This is a genomic window from Ruegeria sp. CG4, assembly GCF_056537185.1.
On record NZ_JBQFRB010000002.1, the window covers coordinates 455,083 to 476,916 of the forward strand.

Genomic DNA, 21,834 nt, shown 5'->3' on the forward strand with positions numbered 1-21,834 from the left:
GGCGGGTCGCGCCGTCAAAACGGCCTTTGCACGTTGCCCGAGTAGAAATAGACGCCCAGCCCGGCCGCGAATATGATATTGCCCGCAATCGCGTGCAGCAGCACCGCGTAGAAAAACGATCCGCGCTTGCGGTAGGCCCAGGTGAACAGCAGCCCGCCGCCGAAGGTCATGAGGGCGACAATCCAGCTCCAGTACATCAGGTGCGCCAGTGAAAACAGCGCTGCATTGAGTAGATAGGCCGCGCGGCCGTCCGGCAGGATCCCGTGATAGCGGCGAAAGAACAGGGGCCGGAAAAGCAGCTCCTGCGGCAGGGCCGAGGCCAGCGGATACCCGAGCCAGATGATGGCCAGAAACTCGGGCCGCTGGAGCAGCAGGTAGAACGCTGCGTCCTGCCGTGTCCACAACACCAGGATCGAGCAGAACAGGGCCATGGCGAAGATGAACACCAACAGTTCGGCCCAGGACCAGTTGCGCCAGTTCCAGCGTAGTTCGGCCCATGAAAAGCCGGGCGTGTTGTGCAACAGAACGATCCCGATTGCCGTGAAGATGAACAGCATCGGAAACATCCAGTTCGGCGGGAAAAGGACCGCAATCAGGACCGGGGCCACAACGAAGAACAATCCGAACTCCAGCCAGAGCCGGACGCGGGTTGTCGGCGGAAGGGCCCATTCGCCAAACGCGCTCAATGCTGCACCAGTTCAGCCGGGATAAGGCCGCGAAGGGAATTGCCGACCCAGAGGTTCCGGGCGTTGCGCAGATCGGCCAGGGTAAGGACCGCCTGAGTGGTTTTTCCTGTTTCCAGAAGCTGCTGCCGCAGAATGCCCGGCAGAAGACCGCAGGTCAGTGCCGGTGTCAGGTGCTGGCCCCGCGAGGTTTCGATGAACAGGTTCGTTATGGTGCCCTCGCACAGCTCGTCCAGTTCGTTCAGGAAAATCAGCTCATCCGTTCCAGCAGGCAACGAGGCCCGGGCGGTGTCATAGGTTTCGCGTTGCGTGGTCTTGTGCCGCAACCAGATATCCGACGAAGATAGCCGTGTTTCGGCCACGGCAATCCGCCAGACTGCGGGGTTGTCGGCCAACACCCCGGTGGTCACCTCGAAACGGCCCGACACGTCCATCGTCAGACGACACCGCAGCGGGGTATCGCCCGTTATGGTCTGCAGCGCCGATTGTGCGTCGTCCGGGGAAAACGGCAGGTGCAGGGCGTTTGCGGTGCGCTGCATCCGGTTCAGATGAAGATCCAGCCGGATCATCCCCTGTCCCGGCCGGTAGGCCAGTGTTTCAATCAGGCGGAAGTCAGTCTCGGCTGGCGGGCAAAGCGGGCTTTCCATAGCGCTTCCTCATATTCGGACGGGGCGGTGCTGTCCCAGACGACACCGCCGCCGACATTCAGCGTGGCCGCGCCGTTTTCCACCATCAGGGTCCGGATCGCCACGTTGAATTCCGACCGTCCGTCCGGCGCTGCCCAGCCGATTGTGCCGCAATAAATGTCGCGCGGCCAGAGTTCGAGGTCGGACAATATCTCCATCGCGCGGATTTTGGGCGCGCCGGTGATCGAGCCACAGGGAAAAAGTGCCGTGAGGATATCGGACAATTCCGCGCCCATATGAAGTTGCGCCTGCACCAGCGAGACCATCTGATGCACAGTGGCGTAGGTTTCGACCTTGAACAGTTCGGGCACCCGGACCGATCCGGGCAAGGCGACGCGGCTGATATCGTTGCGCAGCAGATCAACGATCATCAGGTTCTCGGCGCGGTTCTTGTCGTCGGTCGACAGGAATGCGCGGCGGCGGGCGTCTTCCGCCATGTCCTCGCTGCGCGGCTGGGTGCCTTTCATCGGGCGGGTTTCGATCCCGCGGTCGGCGTCGGTGCGGAAAAACAGCTCGGGCGAGCGGCTGAGCAGATCGGGCAGATCGTCTTGCTCGATCAACGCGCCGTGGCCGACAGGCTGGCCTGCAGCAAGGGCCGCGTATAGCGCGGCGCTGTCGCCTTCGACCGTCAGATGGATCGGAAAGGTCAGATTGGCCTGATAAATGTCCCCGGCCCCGATCGCGTCATGAACCTGTCGAAAGGCGCGGGTATACCGGGCCTCATCCCAGCGTGGCTGAAAACCGGTCACCCCGCCGGCGGCGGGGGGAAGATCACGTTGTGTGGGCGCGGCATAAACGCCAAAACACAGAAGCGGCAGGCGGCGATCTTCCGGCAGACGGTCGTTCAGGCGCGGCTCTAAAACATAGCCAAGCTCGTAACTGGCGTAGCCTGCCAGCCATGCACCGTCAGTGCGCGCCGAATCCAGCGCCGCCATCGCCTGGGGCACGTCCTCCGCCTTGTCCGCGCGGATCACTCTGGCTGGCCGGTCGAAACTGGTTCCGGGTCCGGCTGGCCCCTGATCGAAACGAATTCGCACGTGCATCCTCAATTTACCGTGCTGCGCGGTATAGAGAATACGGCGGTAAGGGAAAGAGGGGAAAGCGGCAATTTCATCCCTGTTTCCGATCCCCCTTGAACCTTTTGGCGCGGTCCCTATAACGCAGGACAATTTGGGCACTCGGAGGGTGTCCTGACTCGCGGACAATCGAAGGAACCAGGCCATGCCCAGAAGAACCGACATCCAGTCGATCATGATCATCGGGGCCGGCCCCATTGTCATCGGACAGGCCTGCGAATTCGACTATTCGGGCGCACAGGCCTGCAAGGCGCTGCGGGAAGAAGGGTACCGGGTCATTCTGGTGAACTCGAACCCCGCTACGATCATGACCGATCCCGGTCTTGCGGATGCCACCTATATCGAACCGATCACGCCCGAAGTGGTTGCCAAGATCATCGAGAAAGAGCGCCCCGACGCCCTGCTGCCCACGATGGGCGGGCAGACCGGGTTGAACACTTCTCTCGCCTTGGAAGAAATGGGTGTGCTCGAGAAGTTCGGGGTCGAGATGATCGGTGCCAAGCGCAATGCCATCGAAATGGCCGAGGACCGCGCCCTGTTCCGCGAGGCGATGGACCGGCTGGGTCTTGAGAACCCCAAGGCAACCATCGTGACCGCACCCAAGCGCGAGAACGGCTCCACCGATCTGGATGCCGGCGTACAGATGGCGTTGGACGAGCTGGAAGAAATCGGCTTGCCTGCGATCATCCGCCCCGCCTTTACACTGGGCGGAACCGGCGGTGGTGTTGCTTATAACCGCGAGGATTATATCCATTTTTGCCGCTCGGGCATGGATGCTTCGCCGGTGAACCAGATTCTCGTCGATGAAAGCCTGCTGGGTTGGAAGGAATACGAGATGGAGGTGGTGCGCGACACCGCCGACAACGCCATCATCGTCTGTTCCATCGAAAACGTAGACCCGATGGGCGTGCACACGGGTGACTCGATCACCGTGGCCCCTGCCCTGACCCTGACTGACAAGGAATACCAGATCATGCGTAACGGCTCGATCGCCGTTCTGCGCGAGATCGGCGTCGAAACAGGTGGGTCGAACGTGCAGTGGGCGATCAACCCTGAAGATGGCCGTATGGTCGTGATCGAGATGAACCCGCGCGTGTCGCGGTCTTCGGCGCTGGCCTCGAAAGCGACCGGTTTCCCGATTGCCAAGATCGCCGCCAAGCTTGCTGTGGGCTATACACTGGACGAACTGGACAACGACATCACCAAGGTCACGCCCGCGTCGTTCGAGCCAACAATCGACTATGTCGTCACCAAGATCCCGAAATTCGCCTTCGAGAAATTTCCGGGCTCTGAACCCTATCTGACCACCGCGATGAAATCGGTGGGTGAGGCGATGTCCATCGGCCGCACGATCCACGAATCGATGCAGAAGGCGCTGGCGTCGATGGAATCGGGCCTGACCGGATTTGACGAGATCGAAATTCCGGGGTTGAGCATCGGCCTGTGGGACGAGGTCGAAAGCGGCGACGACAAGGCGCACGTCATCAAGGCGATCAGTCAGCAGACGCCCGACCGCCTTCGCACCATCGCGCAGGCCATGCGCCACGGCCTGACCGATGACGAGATTTTCGGCGTTACCAAGTTTGACCCGTGGTTCCTGGCCCGTATCCGCGAGATCATCGAGGCCGAGCGCACGGTCCGCAAAGACGGCCTGCCGGTAACCGAGGACGGCATCCGCAAGCTGAAAATGCTGGGCTTCACCGATGCGCGTCTGGGCAATCTGTCTGGCCGCGACGAAGCCAACGTCCGCCGCGCCCGCCGCAATCTGGGTGTGAACGCTGTGTTCAAACGTATCGACACCTGTGCCGCCGAATTCGAAGCACAGACGCCCTATATGTACTCGACCTACGAAGCCCCGATGATGGGTGAGGTTGAATGCGAGGCGCGTCCGTCGGACCGCAAGAAGGTTGTCATCCTCGGTGGTGGCCCGAACCGGATCGGTCAGGGCATTGAGTTCGACTATTGCTGCTGTCACGCCTGTTTCGCGCTGACCGAAGCTGGGTATGAGACCATCATGGTCAACTGCAACCCCGAGACGGTCTCGACCGACTATGACACCTCGGACCGGTTGTATTTCGAGCCGCTGACCTTTGAACACGTCATGGAAATCCTGACGAAGGAACAGGAAAACGGCACTCTGCACGGTGTGATCGTTCAATTCGGGGGCCAGACACCGCTGAAACTGGCGAACGCATTGGAAGCAGAAGGCATTCCGATCCTCGGCACCACACCGGACGCCATCGACCTGGCCGAAGACCGCGAACGGTTCCAGGCGCTGGTCAACGAACTGGGTCTGAAACAGCCCAAGAACGGCATCGCTTCGACCGATGAACAAGCGCTGGAAATCGCCGAAGAGATCGGCTTCCCACTGGTGATCCGCCCATCCTACGTGTTGGGTGGCCGCGCGATGGAAATCGTGCGCGATATGGATCAGCTGAAACGCTATATCAACGAGGCCGTTGTGGTGTCAGGCGACAGCCCGGTTCTGCTGGACAGCTATCTGGCCGGTGCGGTCGAACTGGACGTGGATGCCCTGTGCGACGGCACTGACGTGCATGTGGCCGGCATCATGCAGCATATCGAGGAAGCAGGTGTGCATTCGGGCGACTCGGCCTGTTCGCTGCCGCCTTATTCGTTGTCGAAAGAGATCATCGGCCAGATCAAGGAACAGGCGTTCAAACTGGCCAAGGCGCTGAACGTCGTCGGCCTGATGAACGTGCAGTTCGCGATCAAGGACGACGAGATTTTCCTGATCGAGGTCAACCCGCGCGCCAGCCGCACGGTGCCGTTTGTCGCCAAGGCGACCGACAGCGCGATCGCCTCGATCGCGGCGCGGGTGATGGCGGGCGAAAAGCTTTCGAACTTCCCGATGCGTCCGGCCTACAAGACCGTGGACGACACCAAGATCGCCGATCAGATGACACTGGCCGACCCGGACATGCCGTGGTTTTCGGTTAAAGAGGCGGTGCTGCCCTTTGCCCGCTTCCCCGGCGTCGACACGATCCTGGGTCCCGAAATGCGCTCGACCGGGGAAGTGATGGGCTGGGACCGCAGCTTCCCGCGCGCCTTCCTGAAGGCGCAGATGGGCGCCGGGATGGTCCTGCCGTCTTCGGGGCGCGCGTTCATCTCGATCAAGGACGCGGACAAGGGCCGGACGATGCTTGAAGCGGCGCAGGTGCTGGTGGCGCAGGGCTTTACGCTTGTCGCAACCCGGGGCACGCAAAGCTGGCTGGCTGAACAGGGCGTGCCCTGCGACGTGGTCAACAAGGTTTATGAAGGCCGCCCGGACGTGGTCGACATGCTGAAAGACGGTCAAGTTCAGTTGCTGATGAACACCACCGAAGGCGCGCAGGCGGTCGAGGACAGCAAGGCCATCCGCTCGATCGCGCTCTATGACAAGATCCCCTATTTCACCACCGCTGCCGCAAGCCATGCGGCCGCGCTGGCGATCAAGGCGCAGGCCGAGGGTGATGTCGAGGTCAGGTCGCTGCAGGGCTGACACGGTTCAGCGCCATTTGAATGTTACTCGAAACCCTCGGAGCAATCCGGGGGTTTTTTCTGGCTCGGGCAGGTTGTTCACATAGTCGGGTAAGCAAAAGCAATCACGCCGGAGGTTACATCACCCGGCGTGTTCCCGCGCATTCCCTTAGGTCACCCAACCTTGATCTGCCCGCCTTGCATCGGCATTTTGTGCTGATCCAGACCAATCAGGACCGAACATGTATACGCCTGCCATCACCGGCTCCGGGGTTTTCACACCCGAAAATGTCATCACCAATGCCGAGCTTGTCGAAGCGTTCAACGCCTATGCCGACAAACAGAACGCCGCGAACGCGCAGGCCATCGCGGACGGGCGCATGGAGGCGATGCAGCATTCGTCGGAAGATTTCATCCTGAAGGCATCAGGGATCGAAAACCGTTATGTGATGGACAAATCCGGCGTTCTGGATCCGGACGTGATGCACCCGCTTCTGCGGCAGCGCGGCGATGATGAGCCGGGGATTATGACCGAAATGGCGGTGGATGCCTGCAAAAAGGCGATGGCGCAGGCCGGTCGCACGGCGGATGACATTGATCTGGTGATCTGCGCCGCCTCGAACCACGAGCGCGCTTATCCTGCCATTGCGATCGAGATACAGCAGGCGCTTGGTATCTCGGGCTTCGGGTTTGACATGAATGTCGCCTGTTCCTCGGCCACGTTCGGGATTCAGGCGGCTGCGGATATGGTCCGGTCGGGGTCTGTCCGGGCGGCGCTGGTGGTCAACCCCGAGATCTGCTCGGGCCATCTGGAATGGCGCGACCGAGATTGCCACTTCATTTTCGGCGATGTTGCAACCGCCACGCTTATCGAGCGGCAGGAGGATGCCACGGGCGCCCATTTCGAGATTCTCTCGACCCGCTGCGCCACGGCATTTTCCAACAACATCCGCAACAACAACGGCTTTTTGCGCCGCGCCCGACCGGCCGGGATGGAAGATCGGCGCGACATGCAGTTCATGCAGAACGGGCGCAAGGTGTTCAAGGAGGTGCTGCCGATGGTCAGCCAGCACATCACCGATCACATGGAGGCCGAGGGGCTAGGCAGTGACGATCTGAAACGGCTGTGGCTGCATCAGGCCAACAAGACCATGAACGATTTCATCGGCAAAAAGGTTCTGGGCCGCGTGCCCGATCCGGGTGAGCAGCCCAATATCCTGCAGGATTACGCTAACACCTCATCCGCCGGGTCGATCATTGCATTCTCGAAATACTCGGACGATCTGGAAGATGGCCAGATCGGCCTGATCTGTTCCTTCGGGGCCGGTTATTCGGTCGGGTCTGTGATTGTGAAGCGGCACGGCTGAGTTCACAATCATTCGGGCAAGCGTCTGTTCACGAAAATCGCATCTCGGACCCGAGTTCCGGCGGTTCAGCTGACGCTTTCTTCTTCCAGATGCAGCTTCATTTCGATCAGCACCTGCTGCAACAGACTGGTTTCTCTCAGCAGCCGCTTTGCCTCGTTCACGGTGATGATACCGTCTTCGATGGCAGCCTGGTATTCGGTCATCAGCATCGCAAAACGCTGACTTAAGGCGATGACGTCCGAGTTCACGCCGCCGGTGCGCGGGGAGTCGGAATTCCGGCCGTCATACGACAATGTGATGTTATTGAGATCGGCCAGCGCAGAGGTAACGTGGGGGAAGCCTGCCACCGTCTCAAGCCGCGCTACGGCGTCCACCGGCATGAACCGGTCGCTGTGTTCGGCGTTGTCTGAATAGTACCGACCAAGTGTCGCTTTGGACTTGCCCGTTATCTTACAGGCAGATTCGATTCCCACATCTTTGACCAGTGCTTCGGTATGCTTTTTCAGATAGGCCCCGATATCTGCCATTGTTTTACCTTTGTTACCTGTAATCACCCTTCAGCCGACCGCATTTGGGGGAAAGGGTGGGGAAATTTCCCATATTCGATTCATAATTGAAATGTCATATATTGGCTATCCCTCAGATATGCGGGGATTTTGTGAGTGAGTGGCGGCATTTCAAGCCGGTAATGAGTGATCGCGGAGCTGATTTTTGGCTCCGCTCTGTTTAGGCCATATGTTGGCCGACGGCGTCGTTGTTGTGGGCGCGCGGGTTCCATCCCCAGAGAGCATCTGCTCGGCCCATGCAACCGCAACGGCGACGTCGCTTCCTCAATGCCATTGATGACTTGCCCCCTTGGTTCACCCGATTTAGACCCGGCCCATGGCAAAACTGTATTTCAACTATTCCACCATGAATGCGGGCAAATCGACCGTGTTGCTGCAGGCATCGCACAACTATCGCGAGCGGGGCATGGATACCTATCTGATGACCGCCGCGCTGGATGGACGGGCCGGTGTCGGTCGCATCGCTTCTCGCATCGGAATATCCGCCGAAGCGGATGTGTTCGCAACGGAAGACGACGTTTTTCAGATGATCCAAGATCGCCGGAACAAAGGCAAAATCGCCTGCGTCTTCGTCGATGAGGCGCAGTTTCTGACCGAGGATCAGGTATGGCAACTGGCCCGCGCGGTGGACGATTTGGATGTTCCCGTGCTGGCGTATGGGTTGCGGGTCGATTTTCTGGGAAAGCTGTTCCCGGGCTCGGCCGCCCTGCTGGCTTTGGCCGACGAAATGCGCGAGGTACGCACCATCTGCAGATGCGGACGTAAGGCGACCATGGTGATCCGGCAGGACGAAAACGGCCAGGCCATCACCGAAGGCGCACAGGTGCAGATCGGCGGCAACGAAACCTATGTTTCGCTGTGCCGCAAACACTGGCGCGAGGCGGTGGGCGTCTAAACCGGGTTGGGCAACGGACGCCCCGCAACAAAGGCCGCGACATTGTCCAGCGCCATCTGCCCCATATCGGTACGCACCTCTTCGGTGGCCGTGCCCAGATGCGGCAACAATGTCACGTTTTCCATATCACGAAGGGCCTGAGGGACGTCCGGTTCGAATTCGTATACGTCCAGACCCGCGCCCGCGATTCGGCCGTCTCGCAGGGCCACGATCAGGGCCGCCTCGTCCACGACCTCGCCCCGCGCGATGTTGATCAGCAGGCCGGACGGCTTCATCGCCTCAAGAACCTGAGTGTTGACCAGATGCCTCGTTTGCGCGCCGCCGGGGACGGCAAGCACCAGGAAATCGACAGACGCAGCAAGGTCGGTCAGTTTGGGGATGTAGTCCGCGGGAAAATCGACGTCCTTTGGGCTTCGGGACTGATAGGCAACCTGCATACCGAACCCGAAATGACAGCGCCGTGCGATGGCCTGCCCGATACGGCCCATGCCCACGATGCCGACCCGCTTGCCGGTCACGTGGTGGCCCAGCATCTGGGTCGGGTGCCACCCCCGCCAGCCAGCCGAACGGACCAGCCGCTCACCCTCGCCCGCACGGCGAGCAGTGGACAGCAAAAGGGTCATGGCGATGTCAGCGGTGGCGTCCGTGACAGCGCCAGGCGTGTTGGTAACGGCGATACCTGCCGACCGTGCCGCATCCACGTCGATATGGTTGTAACCCACGCCGAAATTGGCCAGCAGCTTGCATCGCGGTGCGGGCACCTCACCGATGATCTGCGCCGAGAACTGATCACCCAACGTCGGAACCACCAGATCGAACTCGGTCAATGCTCGATGCATTTCAGCGTGGTCAAGCGGCGTGGTTTCAGCCCTGATCAGGACGTCGAACTCGGCGCGGGCGCGGGCTTCGACGGCGGGTGTCATCGGTCGGGTGATCCAGAGCTTCATCAGTGCATCCGCCCGCCCAGCGGGACCTTGCCGTCAGGGCCGATAAGAACGATTTCGCCGTTCTCGTCCGGCAGGCCAAGCACCAGAACTTCGGACATGAAACGTCCAATCTGGCGCGGCGGAAAGTTGATCACGGCCATCACCTGTTTGCCGACAAGCCCGGCCGGGTCGTAGTGGGCCGTGACCTGAGCCGAGGTTTTGCGCTCGCCGATCTCGTCGCCGAAGTCGATCCACATCTTGATCGCGGGTTTGCGGGCCTCGGGATATGGTTCCGCGCGCACCACCTGACCCACGCGGATATCGACCTTGAGAAAGTCGTCGAAGGAAATCTCACTCACGCGACAGCTCCCTCGACCGGTTGGTTGCAGCGCCGACGGCGCGGTGCAGAAGATCCGGGAACCCGGTTTCCTCGTGCATCAGAACCTCAAGCGCGGCCTGCGTTGTCCCGTTGGGCGAGGTGACATTGATGCGCAGTTGTGCGGGGTCTTCCTCGGCGGCCATGGCCAGCGCACCGGCCCCGGCCACGGTGGATTTGGCCAGCTTCATCGCCAGTTCGTGCGGCAGGCCATGCGCCTCGCCCGCCTTGGCGAGCGCTTCGATCAGGTGGAACACATAGGCCGGACCCGAACCGCTGAGGCCGGTTACGGCATCCATCTGGTCCTCACTCTCCAGCCGGACCGTCTGCCCGATGGCCGTGAGAAGGGATTCGGCCAGATCCGCATCGGCGTCTGTGGCGTTGGCGTTGCCGATCAGCGCGGTAATGCCCTGGCGGATCGCTGCGGGCGTGTTCGGCATGGCGCGGATGATCGGGGTGCCCTGCCCCAGAACGTCCTCGAACGTGGCCAGAGAAGTTCCGGCTGCAACAGAGATGAACAGGCTGGTGCCACCGCCCAGCGCCTTGATCGCGGGCAGCGCGTCGCCCATCATCTGCGGTTTGACGGCAACAAGCACCACGGCGGGCGCTTCGGGCAACGGTGTGTTGATGTTCACGCCCTGCGCCTTAAGCCAGTCGGACGGATAAGGGTCGATAACCCAGACCGAAGATGCGGGAAGACCATGTTCAAGCCATCCGGCGAGCATGGCGGACCCCATCTTGCCACATCCCAAAAGCACAAGCCCCTGATCGGCGACGCGTGACATATCCATGATTGCCCCTCTCGTAACGTAACGATTCAGGGCAAAGCTTTACGCGCGGCCGTAGGCCTCTGCAATGGCGACCTGAATGGCCTCTTCCGGGGTACGGTTGCCCCACGTGACCAGTTGTATCGCCGGGTAATACCGCTCGGCGCTGAGAACGGCGGCGTTGATCATCGTATCGATCTGCTCGGCGCTGGCCATCTGGCCGCCCGCCAGCACCAGACCATAGCGGTAGACCATCAGTTTCTGGTTGGCCCAGTAGGTAAATGCCCCAGCCCAGCACTGATCGTTCATCTTGTTGAGCAGCTCGTAAAGCTGCATTTCCCGTTCGGCCGGCGGTTCCATTTCGAACGAACAGACCATCCGCAGTGTTTCGTCATAGTTGGACCAGGCCAGCGTGATCGAATAGGTCCGCCACTGGCCTTCGACGGCCATGGCAATCTGGTCATCGCCGATGCGGTCAAAATCCCAGTCGTGGTGTTCGGCCAGATGTTCAACAATATCAATCGGATGAAGGTCTTCTTCTAGAAACTGTTCGGAAAGGGCCATAATGCCACCTCGCTCCTTCTCTAGCATTTCGGGGCTGGCAGCGCCCCATTGCTAGTTGCCTGCTCTACAAGCCGGGCTTCCCCCTTAGGCCTGTACTAAATATGGTGCGATGTGGTTGATATTCTGACAACCCCCATTCTTGGGGATAACAGCAATAAGTTGTGGACAGCCTGCAACGGCATCCAAAATATTGGCACTTTGCCCAGCTTTTTCTTGATTAAATTCTGCGACGCGTCAAAATACACCGCATCGCACAACCCGTTAATTCGGATTGCGCGGCAGAAAATTTTGTCCTGAAAACTTGGTCAAAGCGGCGCGAACGGAACGTTACTTGTCCAGTTTCGCCTCAAGCGCTGCAATCCGCGCTTCGAGCGCCGCATTTTCTTCGCGCGCTTTCTGGGCCATGGCACGGACGGCATCAAACTCTTCGCGGGTAACGAAATCGCGGTCGGCCAGCCAGCGGTCGATCATCGACTTCATCGCGTTTTCGGCCTCTTCCCGCGCGCCCTGCGCCACGCCCATCGCGTTGGTCATCAGCTGGGACACATCGTCCAGGATTTTGTTGCGGGTCTGCATGTCTCTAACTCCGGTTTCGCGGTTGCCCTCTATATGGGTAAAGAATGAGCCGGACTCAAGGTTGACTTGCCCTGCAAAGCCCGGGCAATGAGACGCACATGCAGGCTGTTCTGAATTTTCCCGATCTGTCGCCCGAATTGTTCTCGATCTCGCTGTTCGGGATGGAGTTCGCGCTGCGATGGTACGCACTGGCTTACATCGCCGGCATTCTGATCGCGTGGCGGATGGCGCTGTCCGCATTGCGTCGCCCTGCCCTGTGGCCCGGCGAGGTGCCGCCTCTGCGCAAGGAACAGCTGGAGGATCTGGTCACGTGGATCATCCTTGGCGTCATTCTGGGCGGACGGCTGGGGTTCGTGCTGTTTTATCAGCCCGGATACTACCTGTCGCATCCGCTGGATATCCTGAAAGTCTGGCAAGGCGGCATGGCCTTTCACGGCGGATTGCTGGGCGTGGTTGTCGCCGCATATCTTTATGCAAGGCGGCATAATATACCGGCGCTGTCTCTGGCCGATCTGATCGCCCACACCGTACCGCCGGGATTGTTGCTTGGGCGACTGGCCAATTTCATCAATGCGGAACTCTGGGGGCGGCCAAGCGATGCGCCATGGGCTGTGATCTTTCCAGGCATGGCCGCGCAGGACTGCCCCGGCGTTGTGACGGGCATGTGCGCGCGCCACCCTTCACAATTGTATGAGGCTGCACTTGAAGGCATCCTGCTTGGCGCGCTGTTGCTGTGGCTGGTTTACCGTCGCGGGGCGTTCCGCAAACCCGGCCTGATCATGGGCGTGTTTCTGGCCGGATACGGCGCGTCGCGTTTCATAGTCGAGTTCTTCCGCCAGCCGGATGCGCAGTTTGTTTCTCCCGGCAACCCGTTGGGTCTTGCGTGGCATGCGGGCGGCTATGGGCTGACGATGGGACAGTTGTTGTCTCTGCCGATGATCGCTCTTGGTCTTTGGTTTGCCCTGCGTGCCCGGGCGGCGCAATGACCCTGACCGATCACCTGCTGGCACGGATCGGGCAGGACGGCCCGATGACCATTGCCGATTACATGAGCGAATGCCTGCTGCATCCTGATTTGGGATACTACACAACCCGCGACCCGCTCGGCGTGCAGGGCGATTTCATTACCGCCCCCGAAATAAGCCAGATGTTCGGAGAGATGTTCGGCCTGTGCCTGGCGCAAAGCTGGCTGGATCAGGGCCGCCCTGCACGGATTGCGCTGGTCGAGTTGGGCCCCGGTCGCGGAACCCTGATGTCGGACATCCTGCGCGCCACACGGGATATTCCCGGTTTTCACGATGCTGCGCAGGTCGTGTTACTGGAGGCATCACCCACACTGCGCGCCGTTCAGCTTGAGATGCTGAAAGATCATGCGCCAGTCTGGATTGATACGATCGACATGTTGCCGGACCTTCCGACCTATCTTGTCGCCAATGAGTTCTTTGATGCCCTGCCGATCCGGCAATTCCTGCGGGATGGCAAAGGCTGGCGCGAGCGGCTGATCGGCGCGGATCACGGCGCGCTGAGCTTTGGTTTGGGACCGTCGGGGCCACAGCCCGCCCTGCACGAGCGGCTGGAGGATACCCAGGACGGTGATCTGGTTGAAATTTGCGCCCCGGCCGTCCCCTTCGTTACGGAAATCGCCGGCCGCATTGCCGCGCACGGAGGCGTTGGCCTGATCGTGGATTATGGCGACTGGCGGTCGCTGGGCGACACGTTGCAGGCGCTGCGCGGGCATCAGCGGTCAGACGTGCTGACGGATCCGGGCCAGGCCGACCTGACGGCCCATGTTGATTTCGAACCCCTTGCAGCGGCCAGCCGGACAGCGGGCTGTGCCCACACGCGCCTGACCCCACAGGGCGTTTTCCTTGAGCGGCTGGGCATAACGGCACGCGCGCAAAGACTGGCTCAATCATTAACCGGTCCGGCGCTGGATTCGCTGGTCTCGGCACATCGCCGGTTGACGCATCCCGAGGAAATGGGAAACCTGTTCAAAGTGCTGGGCCTCTATCCGGCAAACGCTTCTCCACCACCGGGACTGGAACCATGACGCTCGAGATTCTGACATCTGATCTTCTGTCCCCTGTCCGACATGGGTTTTTCAGCCGCCGCGGCGGGGCGTCATCCGGAATCTTCTCGGGGCTGAACTGCGGGTACGGGTCGTCTGACCAGACCGACGTTGTAACCGTGAACCGCAGCCGGGTGGCCGATGCGATGGCAGTTGCCCCCGACGCGCTGATCGGTGTGCATCAGGTGCATTCCCCGACCGTCCTGACGGTCGATGCCCCAATTACCGGAGAGAAGCCAAAGGCGGACGCGGTTGTGACCGCGACGCCCGGGCTGGCCCTGACGATTCTGACGGCCGACTGCCAGCCCGTGCTGTTTGCTGATCCAAACGCAAATGTGATCGGGGCCGCACATGCCGGGTGGCGCGGTGCCCTGGATGGCGTGCTGGAAGCCACGTTGGAGGCCATGGTGGCCCTGGGCGCGCGCCGCGAAGACACCATTGCGGTGATCGGCCCCACGATCTCGCAACGCGCATATGAGGTCGGGCCGGAGTTTCTGGATGACTTTGCCGCAGACTCGCCCGATAACATGCGGTTTTTCGCAAATGGGCAAGGCGATCGGCTTCATTTCGACCTGCCCGCCTTTGGCCTGCACCGGCTGCGGGCGGCGGGTATCGGGCAGGCGGAATGGACACGGCATTGCACCTATTCCGACCCTGAAAGGTTCTATTCCTACCGCCGGTCGACACACGCCAAAGAGGCGGACTACGGGCGCCTGATTTCCGCGATCAGATTGTAGTTTTAGACAAGATTAAGGCAATTTTGCCGCTTTTCCGCCACATTTGTGGTGTTTATTCCAATCAGAATCGAACGGAAATTATTGTCCGCTGTCAAACAGTTATACGTTTTGACCTTTGATTGGCGCGGCAATGTTAACAAAAGGGAACCGCTTACCTTCAATTTGTCCTCAATTGATCCCGGATCAGCCTTATCGGTGCCGCAAATCAGCGTCACAAATGGTTCACACAAGGGAAAACGGGCCTAAGCCCCAATAATTGAGCAGGACAAAGTTATGAAGACGAGATCACGCTTTCTAAGCGCTGTTTTCGCGGCGATCAGGGATCAAAACCCTGACATGCCATGGAAGCGAGTTTCCAGCAGATCTGTCAGAGTTGCGCGCCGTCTGGCGGCGCGGCGCTGATCATGAAGGCCCGCGGAACCATGCTGCCGGTTCCAAGGGCTAATACGTGCAACGGGAGGGTGCTCCGGCCCGATGCACGAGCTGCCACGACCATACTGCGTGGCGCTGATACGGGGCGTGTGTGCGTGAACAATTTCAGTTTGCGTTTGTGTGAGTTTGTCTGGGGGGTCAATGTGTTGACCAAAGTTATGCGATATTGCGTCGCGACGCGCGGGAATTCCGACTGCCGTCCTGTGGTCTCTCGTTTCATTCAAGACAAAGAACGACACCGATCTGGTGGGTCTGCCCCAGGGTTTGGCCTGCATGACCGGTATTTAGAGGGGACGGAATAAATATGACTATTCCAAATTCACTGGCACGCGCCGCCAGAAATGCCGTCGAAACGTCGGCGATGCTGCGCGAAGCCCAACAACCGCCAGTAAAGGCAAAGGCGCAGCTGCGGCGCTACGAGGTCAGCACGTTGCTGAAAAACGGTGAAGTTTCGCAAACCCGCCATATCGCACCGGCGCTGCCCATGTTCGAGGATGCGTTCTGCGCCTTCACGCGCGGTTCGCTGGTCGATACCGAACACGGACCGATTGCAATCGAAGATCTGATGCCGGGGGATACGGTCCTGACACAGGATGGCACCTCGGAAACCGTGCTGTGGAAAGGATCCGTCACGCTGATTCCAGGACGCGAAGATTCTCGCGGCCGGACGCGGCCATTGACCCGGATCATGGCCGACACGTTCGGGATGCAGAAACCGATGTCCGGTGTCATCGCCGGACCAGCGGCCCGGCTGCTGGGCTGCCCGGCCCATTTGCGCCACCTGCATGGCGGCGCGCCGATTCTGGCACCGGTTCGGGAGTTCCAGGACGGAATGGGCGTTATCGAAACATTGCCGCCCACTCCGGTCGAACTGTTTCATATCTGCCTCAAACGGCATTCGGTGATAAGTGTTGATGGGTTATCTTTTGAGTCTTATCATCCAGGTGTTAATGCTGTTCGGATGATCAGCCACTCTTTGCGGTCGATCTATTTGAACCTGTTTGCTCATATCGAGTCGCTCAACGATTTTGGCCCGCTGCTGATGCCGCGCGCCGGAGATGGAGAGGTGGACGCGATATCAGCATGAAATGTTAACGATTACTGCATAGTGGGGGCATAATGCAGCTAATACTCAGTTGGATCTTATCTTTGGCGGTCGCCGCAATGCTGCCGCCGGTTACGGCACATCCAAAACGCGCGGGGGTTACGCCGTCCGGTTCATTCGTTGTTCCAGAACGTCGAAGGGCACGCCGGGCTCGTCTTTTGCGCCGCGGATGACAAGCGACGTCTTGACGCTGGCCACGTTCGGCGTGGTTAGCAAGTCGCCTGTCAGAAACTGCTGAAAGCTGCTGAGATCTGGCGCAACGCATTTCAGGATGAAATCGACTTCGCCGTTCAGCATGTGGCATTCGCGGACCAGTGGCCATTCCCGGCACCGATTTTCGAACGCGCTGAGTTCGGATTCGGCCTGGCTTTCGAGCCCGACCATGGCAAAGACCTGCACTTCGAACCCAAGTTCGCGGGCGTTGACGTCGGCGTGGTAGCCGTGGATCAGGCCTGATTCCTCAAGCGTGCGCACCCGGCGCAGACACGGCGGGGCCGATATTCCCACGCGTTTGGCCAGTTCTACATTGGTCATGCGACCGTCTGCCTGCAATTCCGCCAGAATTTTGCGGTCAATCTCATCCAGCCGTGTGGCGACCATGGAATGCTCCTGAATTTTCAGTTGTTATATCAGCGCCCAGCTAATGCGCAATATTATTTCACCGCCGCGCAATATTGTTTATTTGTAATGCAAATTTCATCGACATCGCCTGCCCCGCCTGCCGTACAGGAACCGTCAGGAAGGGGCTTTAAGCCCGATCAAGCGGTCGCTATATCCATCCTCAACGGGCCGAGCGCCCACATCAGGCAGATCGAGTTGGGGGTACCATGGCCGACACAAAACACACCAAGGTTCTGATCATCGGGTCGGGACCGGCCGGATACACGGCCGGCGTTTATGCGAGCCGGGCAATGCTGGAGCCGATCCTGGTACAGGGCATCGAGCCCGGCGGCCAGCTGACCACCACAACCGATGTTGAGAACTATCCCGGTTTTACCGAGGTGCAGGGCCCCGATCTGATGATCAAGATGCAGGAACATGCAGCGGCGATGGGCTGCGAGATCATCGGCGACATCATCAGCGATCTGGATATCAGCAAGCGCCCGTTCACCGCGAAGGGTGACAGCGGCACGGTTTATTCGGCAGACGCGGTCATTCTTGCCACTGGCGCCCGCGCCAAGTGGCTTGGCCTGCCCTCGGAAGACAAGTTCAAGGGCTTTGGCGTATCTGCCTGCGCCACCTGCGACGGGTTCTTCTATCGTGGACAGGAGATTGTGGTGATCGGTGGCGGCAATACCGCCGTCGAAGAGGCGCTGTTCCTGACCAATTTTGCCAGCAAGGTCACACTGATTCACCGCCGGGATGAATTGCGGGCAGAAAAGATCCTGCAGGATCGCCTGTTCAAAAACGAAAAGATCGAGGCGCTGTGGTTCCATGAACTGGACGAGGTGATCGGAACCGATGCTCCGCTGGGCGTGGAAGGCGTGCGCGTGAAGAACGTGAAAACTGGCGAGATCACGGAAATTCCATGCAAGGGCGTATTCGTGGCCATCGGCCACGCTCCGGCCAACGAACTGGTCAAGGACACGCTGGAAACCCATATGGGTGGCTATGTCGTGACCAAACCGGGGTCCAGCGAAACCTCGGTTCCCGGTGTTTTCGCTGCGGGTGACCTGACGGACCATATCTATCGCCAGGCCGTCACCAGCGCCGGAATGGGCTGCATGGCCGCACTGGACGCCGAGCGTTTCCTGGCCGAACAGGAATAAGCAATTGGCTGAATTCACCAGCGACGCCCGGTGAATTCAGTCGTTCGCCCGATGGCCGTCTTGACCGCCGCCCTACCCCGTATCAGACTTTGGGGGCACGAAAGGCCGGATATGGGTGGCATCTTTGAGTAACGTTCTGTGGCGCGGCGGATGGGCTACCCGTCTTCGGATCGGCAGCGGTCTTGTCCTGTTTACCTTTGCCTTCTTTCATTTCATCAACATTGGCCTGGGCCTGTTTCACACGGACTACCTGCATGGCATGCAGGATGGGCGTCAGGCTGTCACCCGGCACGATGCCGGGGCAATCCTTCTTTATTCGGCGCTGTTCACCCATGCCGGTCTGGCACTTTACTCCATTGCCCAGCGCAGAACCCTGCGCATGCCGTTCAGCACCGGATTACAGGTTGTTCTGGGGTTGCTGATCCCGCTGCAGCTGATCTCTCACATTGTTCATACACGGTATGCGCACGAGATTTTCGATGTGAATGACGAGATGGGCTATATCATCATCCTGATGTGGCCCAGCATCGCGATCTGGATGCAAAGCCTGTTGCTGTTGTTGGTCTGGATACATGGCTGCATCGGTTTGCATATGTGGCTGCGCCTGACCCGTTGGTGGTCACGGGCCGTGCCTTATCTGATTGGATTGGCCGTTTTCATCCCGACCTTTGCGCTTGCGGGGCTGCTGACCGAGGGGCGGCGGCTGTGGTTGGACTTCGCTGATGACGACCTGCGCGAGCAGTATATCGAGCACTACAACTGGCCCTCCCCCGAAGCTTTCCAGACCATGTTCGGTGTCAAGAACACCTCGCTAATGGTTTTCTGGGTGGCCCTTGGGGCGACGCTGCTGATCTATTTCGGGCGCAAGATGTGGCGGCGCAGGCATTCGGTGCGTGTCCGGTATGTGGACGGCCCCGAGGTAGTGGCGGAGAAAGGCATGACCCTGCTTGAGATTTCTCAGGCCAACGGCATCCCGCACACTGCATTGTGCGGCGGCAAGGGGCGTTGCACCACCTGCCGTGTAATTGTCGAGAAAGGCGCCGACGATCTTCCGTCCCCCAGTGCGGTCGAGGCACGCAGTCTGAGCGCCGTAAACGCCCCGCAGGGCGCGCGCCTGGCCTGTCAGATTCGCCCGACCGAACCCGCAACCGTGTTCCGCATGTTCCGCCCTGAAGGCCGCCGCGGGCGCGCGCATGCCAGTCAGGGAAAAGAGCGCCAGCTTGCCGTGCTGTTTCTGGACATGCGGGGGTTCACCGCGCGCACGACCGGCCAATTGCCGTATGACATTGTGTTCCTCCTGAACCGCTTCTTTGACGCGATCGTGCCGCCCATCACTGCCCAGGGGGGTGTTGTCGACAAGTACATGGGTGACGGGCTGCTGGCCGTGTTTGAAACGCCGGATACCGCAAGCTCGGCCCGGGCCGGGCTGAAGGCCGCCGCTGAAATCAGTCAGGCGCTGCAGCAGTTTAACCGTCAGCTTGAGGGCGAAGGCGCACCGGGTGTTCGGATCGGCATGGGGTTGCATCTGGGCGATCTGGTACTGGGCGAGATCGGCGCTGCCGGTTCGGCTTCGCGCACCATTATCGGGGATGCCGTGAACGTGGCCAGCCGGTTGGAAGCCGAAACCAAGGCACTAGGTGCGGAACTGCTGGTGTCCGAGACGCTTTTGCAGGCGGCGGGGTTTGATTACAGCGTTTCAGACATCCACTTTTTTGAGTTGCGTGGTGTGAGCCACCCGGTGCCTGCCCTGACCGTCAAACGTGCATCGGAACTCGAGCTGAGCGTCGCGGCATAGGAACACATTCGCTGAATGCGGTGGAATTGTTGCCAATTTGAAGAACCACGATCGCAAATGCATTCCAAACATGGAAAATCCTTCCAATCCGGGAGAATTCGACGCATATCGTCCTTTGTTTCATGAAGGTATATGGACTCCGGGCCTGCATCGGGGCACATGCGCCGCGACGACAGGCAACACCACACTGTAATAAGAGTATTCTGATGACGATGTTAAGCAATCTGGCACCGATCCCCGAACTGTACGTATCCTATGACTCGGCCCAGAAACTGAAGGTCGAAGCCGCCGATCTGACAAGCTGGGACCTGAGCCCGCGCCAGATCTGCGATCTGGAGCTGCTGATGAATGGCGGGTTCAACCCGCTCAAGGGTTTCCTGTCCGAGGCCGACTACGACAACGTCGTGGAAAACATGCGCCTGGCTGACGGCACCCTGTGGCCGATGCCGATTACGCTGGATGTCAGCGAAGGTTTTGCCGAGAACATCGAACTGGGTCAGGACATTGCCCTGCGCGACCAGGAAGGTGTCATTCTGGGCACCATGACCGTGACCGACCGCTGGACGCCCGACAAGGCGCGTGAGGCCGAGAAAGTCTTTGGCGCGGACGACGATGCGCACCCGGCTGTGAACTATCTGCACAACGTGGCCGGCAAAGTATATCTGGGCGGCCCCGTGGTCGGCATTCAGCAACCGGTCCACTACGATTTCCGCGCCCGCCGCGACACCCCGAACGAGCTGCGCGCCTATTTCCGCAAGCTGGGCTGGCGCCGCATCGTGGCGTTCCAGACCCGCAACCCGCTGCACCGTGCGCATCAGGAACTGACCTTCCGCGCCGCCAAGGAGGCGCAGGCCAACCTGCTGATCCATCCGGTTGTCGGCATGACCAAGCCGGGTGATGTCGATCACTTTACCCGTGTCCGCTGCTACGAGGCGGTACTGGACAAGTATCCCGCATCCACCACATCGATGTCGCTGCTGAACCTGGCGATGCGCATGGCCGGCCCGCGCGAGGCGGTCTGGCACGGCCTGATCCGCGCCAACCACGGCTGCACCCATTTCATCGTGGGCCGCGACCATGCCGGCCCCGGCAAGAACAGCCAGGGCGAGGATTTCTATGGCCCCTACGACGCGCAGGATCTGTTCCGCCAGTTTCAGGACGAAATCGGCGTCGAGATGGTCGACTTCAAACACATGGTCTATGTGCAGGAGCGTGCTCAGTACGAGCCGAATGACGAGATCCTGGACAAGGACAAGGTCACGATCCTGAACATCTCGGGCACCGAACTGCGCCGCCGTCTGGCGGAAGGTCTGGAAATCCCCGAATGGTTCAGCTTCCCCGAAGTCGTTGCAGAACTGCGCAAGACCAAGCCGCCGCGCAGCCAGCAGGGATTTACGGTGTTCTTCACCGGTTTCTCGGGCTCGGGCAAATCCACCATCGCCAACGCGCTTATGGTCAAGCTGATGGAAATGGGCGGCCGCCCGGTGACTTTGCTGGACGGTGACATTGTGCGTAAGAACCTGTCGTCGGAACTGGGCTTCTCGAAAGAGCACCGCGACCTGAACATCCGCCGCATCGGCTATGTGGCGTCTGAAATCACCAAGAACGGTGGCATCGCCATCTGCGCGCCGATCGCGCCTTATGCCACAACCCGCCGCGCGGTTCGCGAAGAGATCGAACAATTCGGCGCGTTCTGCGAGGTTCACGTGGCCACCACGATCGAGGAATGCGAGCGCCGCGACCGCAAGGGCCTGTACAAGCTGGCGCGGGAAGGCAAGATCAAGGAATTCACCGGCATCTCGGACCCTTACGATGTACCGCAGAACCCGGAACTGCGCGTCGAAACCGAAAATGTCGAGGTCGACAACTGCGCCCACCAGGTACTGCTGAAACTGGAAAGCATGGGCCTGATTGCCGCGACCTGAGCCGGTTTCAGAACCTGAACACGGAAGCCCCTGGTCTATGCCGG

General features: G+C 60.1%; 20 protein-coding genes. 10 read left to right on the forward strand and 10 right to left on the reverse strand.

Annotated elements, in window-relative coordinates:
• Positions 1 to 14 precede the first annotated feature (14 nt).
• Genes ACR0J2_RS08660 through ACR0J2_RS08670 form a run of 3 tightly spaced genes read right to left on the reverse strand, consistent with a single transcriptional unit; the run spans position 15 to position 2,412 of the window.
• A complete protein-coding gene (locus ACR0J2_RS08660) occupies positions 15 to 686 on the reverse strand; it encodes a CPBP family intramembrane glutamic endopeptidase (RefSeq protein ID WP_480812294.1) in 672 nt (223 codons plus the stop codon).
• Positions 683 to 1,330 carry an aminotransferase class IV family protein gene (locus ACR0J2_RS08665; RefSeq protein ID WP_170680879.1) on the reverse strand — a complete coding sequence of 216 codons (648 nt, stop codon included), beginning with the start codon at positions 1,328 to 1,330 and terminating at the stop codon, positions 683 to 685. The genes ACR0J2_RS08660 and ACR0J2_RS08665 overlap by 4 nt, the downstream gene beginning before the upstream one ends.
• Positions 1,285 to 2,412: an aminodeoxychorismate synthase component I gene (locus ACR0J2_RS08670; RefSeq protein ID WP_170680881.1), complete on the reverse strand. Its 1,128-nt coding sequence runs from the start codon at positions 2,410 to 2,412 to the stop codon at positions 1,285 to 1,287. The genes ACR0J2_RS08665 and ACR0J2_RS08670 overlap by 46 nt, the downstream gene beginning before the upstream one ends.
• Before the next feature lie 178 nt (positions 2,413 to 2,590).
• Between ACR0J2_RS08670 and carB the strand changes: the two genes are divergently transcribed.
• Both carB and ACR0J2_RS08680 read left to right on the forward strand, forming a co-directional pair.
• A complete protein-coding gene (gene carB / locus ACR0J2_RS08675; protein WP_480812295.1) occupies positions 2,591 to 5,944 on the forward strand; it encodes a carbamoyl-phosphate synthase large subunit in 3,354 nt (1,117 codons plus the stop codon).
• Positions 5,945 to 6,164: 220 nt separating this feature from the next.
• On the forward strand, positions 6,165 to 7,289 hold the full coding sequence (locus ACR0J2_RS08680) for a beta-ketoacyl-ACP synthase III (protein ID WP_480812296.1): 1,125 nt from the start codon (positions 6,165 to 6,167) through the stop codon (positions 7,287 to 7,289).
• 65 nt (positions 7,290 to 7,354) lie between these two features.
• Here ACR0J2_RS08680 and ACR0J2_RS08685 read toward each other — a convergent pair whose 3' ends face one another.
• Positions 7,355 to 7,816: a hypothetical protein gene (locus ACR0J2_RS08685; RefSeq protein ID WP_170614729.1), complete on the reverse strand. Its 462-nt coding sequence runs from the start codon at positions 7,814 to 7,816 to the stop codon at positions 7,355 to 7,357.
• A gap of 355 nt (positions 7,817 to 8,171) precedes the next feature.
• On the opposite strand from ACR0J2_RS08685, the gene ACR0J2_RS08690 reads away from it, so the two are divergent.
• Complete coding sequence (locus tag ACR0J2_RS08690) at positions 8,172 to 8,750, forward strand: thymidine kinase (RefSeq protein ID WP_170614730.1); 579 nt, start codon at positions 8,172 to 8,174, stop codon at positions 8,748 to 8,750.
• On the opposite strand, the gene ACR0J2_RS08695 is transcribed toward ACR0J2_RS08690, so the two are convergent.
• The 5 genes from ACR0J2_RS08695 to ACR0J2_RS08715 form a co-directional block, all read right to left on the reverse strand.
• Positions 8,747 to 9,697 carry a 2-hydroxyacid dehydrogenase gene (locus ACR0J2_RS08695; RefSeq protein ID WP_170614731.1) on the reverse strand — a complete coding sequence of 317 codons (951 nt, stop codon included), beginning with the start codon at positions 9,695 to 9,697 and terminating at the stop codon, positions 8,747 to 8,749. The genes ACR0J2_RS08690 and ACR0J2_RS08695 overlap by 4 nt on opposite strands.
• Complete coding sequence (locus ACR0J2_RS08700; protein ID WP_170614732.1) at positions 9,697 to 10,035, reverse strand: tRNA-binding protein; 339 nt, start codon at positions 10,033 to 10,035, stop codon at positions 9,697 to 9,699. Before ACR0J2_RS08700 ends, ACR0J2_RS08695 begins: the two co-directional genes overlap by 1 nt.
• On the reverse strand, positions 10,028 to 10,843 hold the full coding sequence (proC, locus tag ACR0J2_RS08705) for a pyrroline-5-carboxylate reductase (RefSeq protein ID WP_480812297.1): 816 nt from the start codon (positions 10,841 to 10,843) through the stop codon (positions 10,028 to 10,030). The genes ACR0J2_RS08700 and proC overlap by 8 nt, the downstream gene beginning before the upstream one ends.
• 39 nt (positions 10,844 to 10,882) lie before the next feature.
• Positions 10,883 to 11,383 (reverse strand): type III secretion system chaperone family protein, encoded by a 501-nt coding sequence (locus ACR0J2_RS08710; RefSeq protein WP_170614734.1) that lies wholly within the window; start codon positions 11,381 to 11,383, stop codon positions 10,883 to 10,885.
• A gap of 327 nt (positions 11,384 to 11,710) precedes the next feature.
• Complete coding sequence (locus ACR0J2_RS08715; protein WP_050604795.1) at positions 11,711 to 11,959, reverse strand: accessory factor UbiK family protein; 249 nt, start codon at positions 11,957 to 11,959, stop codon at positions 11,711 to 11,713.
• A gap of 98 nt (positions 11,960 to 12,057) precedes the next feature.
• On the opposite strand from ACR0J2_RS08715, the gene lgt reads away from it, so the two are divergent.
• From lgt to ACR0J2_RS08735, 4 genes are all read left to right on the forward strand, one after another.
• Complete coding sequence (gene lgt / locus ACR0J2_RS08720; protein WP_480812298.1) at positions 12,058 to 12,945, forward strand: prolipoprotein diacylglyceryl transferase; 888 nt, start codon at positions 12,058 to 12,060, stop codon at positions 12,943 to 12,945.
• Positions 12,942 to 14,009, forward strand: coding sequence for a class I SAM-dependent methyltransferase (locus tag ACR0J2_RS08725; protein WP_480812299.1), 1,068 nt, complete (start codon positions 12,942 to 12,944; stop codon positions 14,007 to 14,009). The genes lgt and ACR0J2_RS08725 overlap by 4 nt, the downstream gene beginning before the upstream one ends.
• Positions 14,006 to 14,764, forward strand: a complete 759-nt coding sequence (pgeF, locus tag ACR0J2_RS08730) for a peptidoglycan editing factor PgeF (RefSeq protein WP_170807922.1) — start codon at positions 14,006 to 14,008, stop codon at positions 14,762 to 14,764. The genes ACR0J2_RS08725 and pgeF overlap by 4 nt, the downstream gene beginning before the upstream one ends.
• A 736-nt stretch (positions 14,765 to 15,500) precedes the next feature.
• Positions 15,501 to 16,283: a Hint domain-containing protein gene (locus ACR0J2_RS08735; protein ID WP_480524323.1), complete on the forward strand. Its 783-nt coding sequence runs from the start codon at positions 15,501 to 15,503 to the stop codon at positions 16,281 to 16,283.
• A gap of 117 nt (positions 16,284 to 16,400) precedes the next feature.
• On the opposite strand, the gene ACR0J2_RS08740 is transcribed toward ACR0J2_RS08735, so the two are convergent.
• Positions 16,401 to 16,901, reverse strand: coding sequence for an Lrp/AsnC family transcriptional regulator (locus ACR0J2_RS08740; protein WP_480812300.1), 501 nt, complete (start codon positions 16,899 to 16,901; stop codon positions 16,401 to 16,403).
• A 227-nt stretch (positions 16,902 to 17,128) separates the two neighbouring features.
• Here ACR0J2_RS08740 and trxB point away from each other — a divergent pair, with 227 nt between their 5' ends.
• From trxB to ACR0J2_RS08755, 3 genes are all read left to right on the forward strand, one after another.
• Positions 17,129 to 18,070, forward strand: a complete 942-nt coding sequence (trxB, locus tag ACR0J2_RS08745) for a thioredoxin-disulfide reductase (RefSeq protein WP_170680911.1) — start codon at positions 17,129 to 17,131, stop codon at positions 18,068 to 18,070.
• 124 nt (positions 18,071 to 18,194) lie between these two features.
• Positions 18,195 to 19,865, forward strand: a complete 1,671-nt coding sequence (locus tag ACR0J2_RS08750; RefSeq protein WP_480812301.1) for an adenylate/guanylate cyclase domain-containing protein — start codon at positions 18,195 to 18,197, stop codon at positions 19,863 to 19,865.
• A 206-nt stretch (positions 19,866 to 20,071) separates the two neighbouring features.
• Positions 20,072 to 21,790 (forward strand): bifunctional sulfate adenylyltransferase/adenylylsulfate kinase, encoded by a 1,719-nt coding sequence (locus ACR0J2_RS08755; RefSeq protein WP_480812302.1) that lies wholly within the window; start codon positions 20,072 to 20,074, stop codon positions 21,788 to 21,790.
• Positions 21,791 to 21,834: the final 44 nt, after the last annotated feature.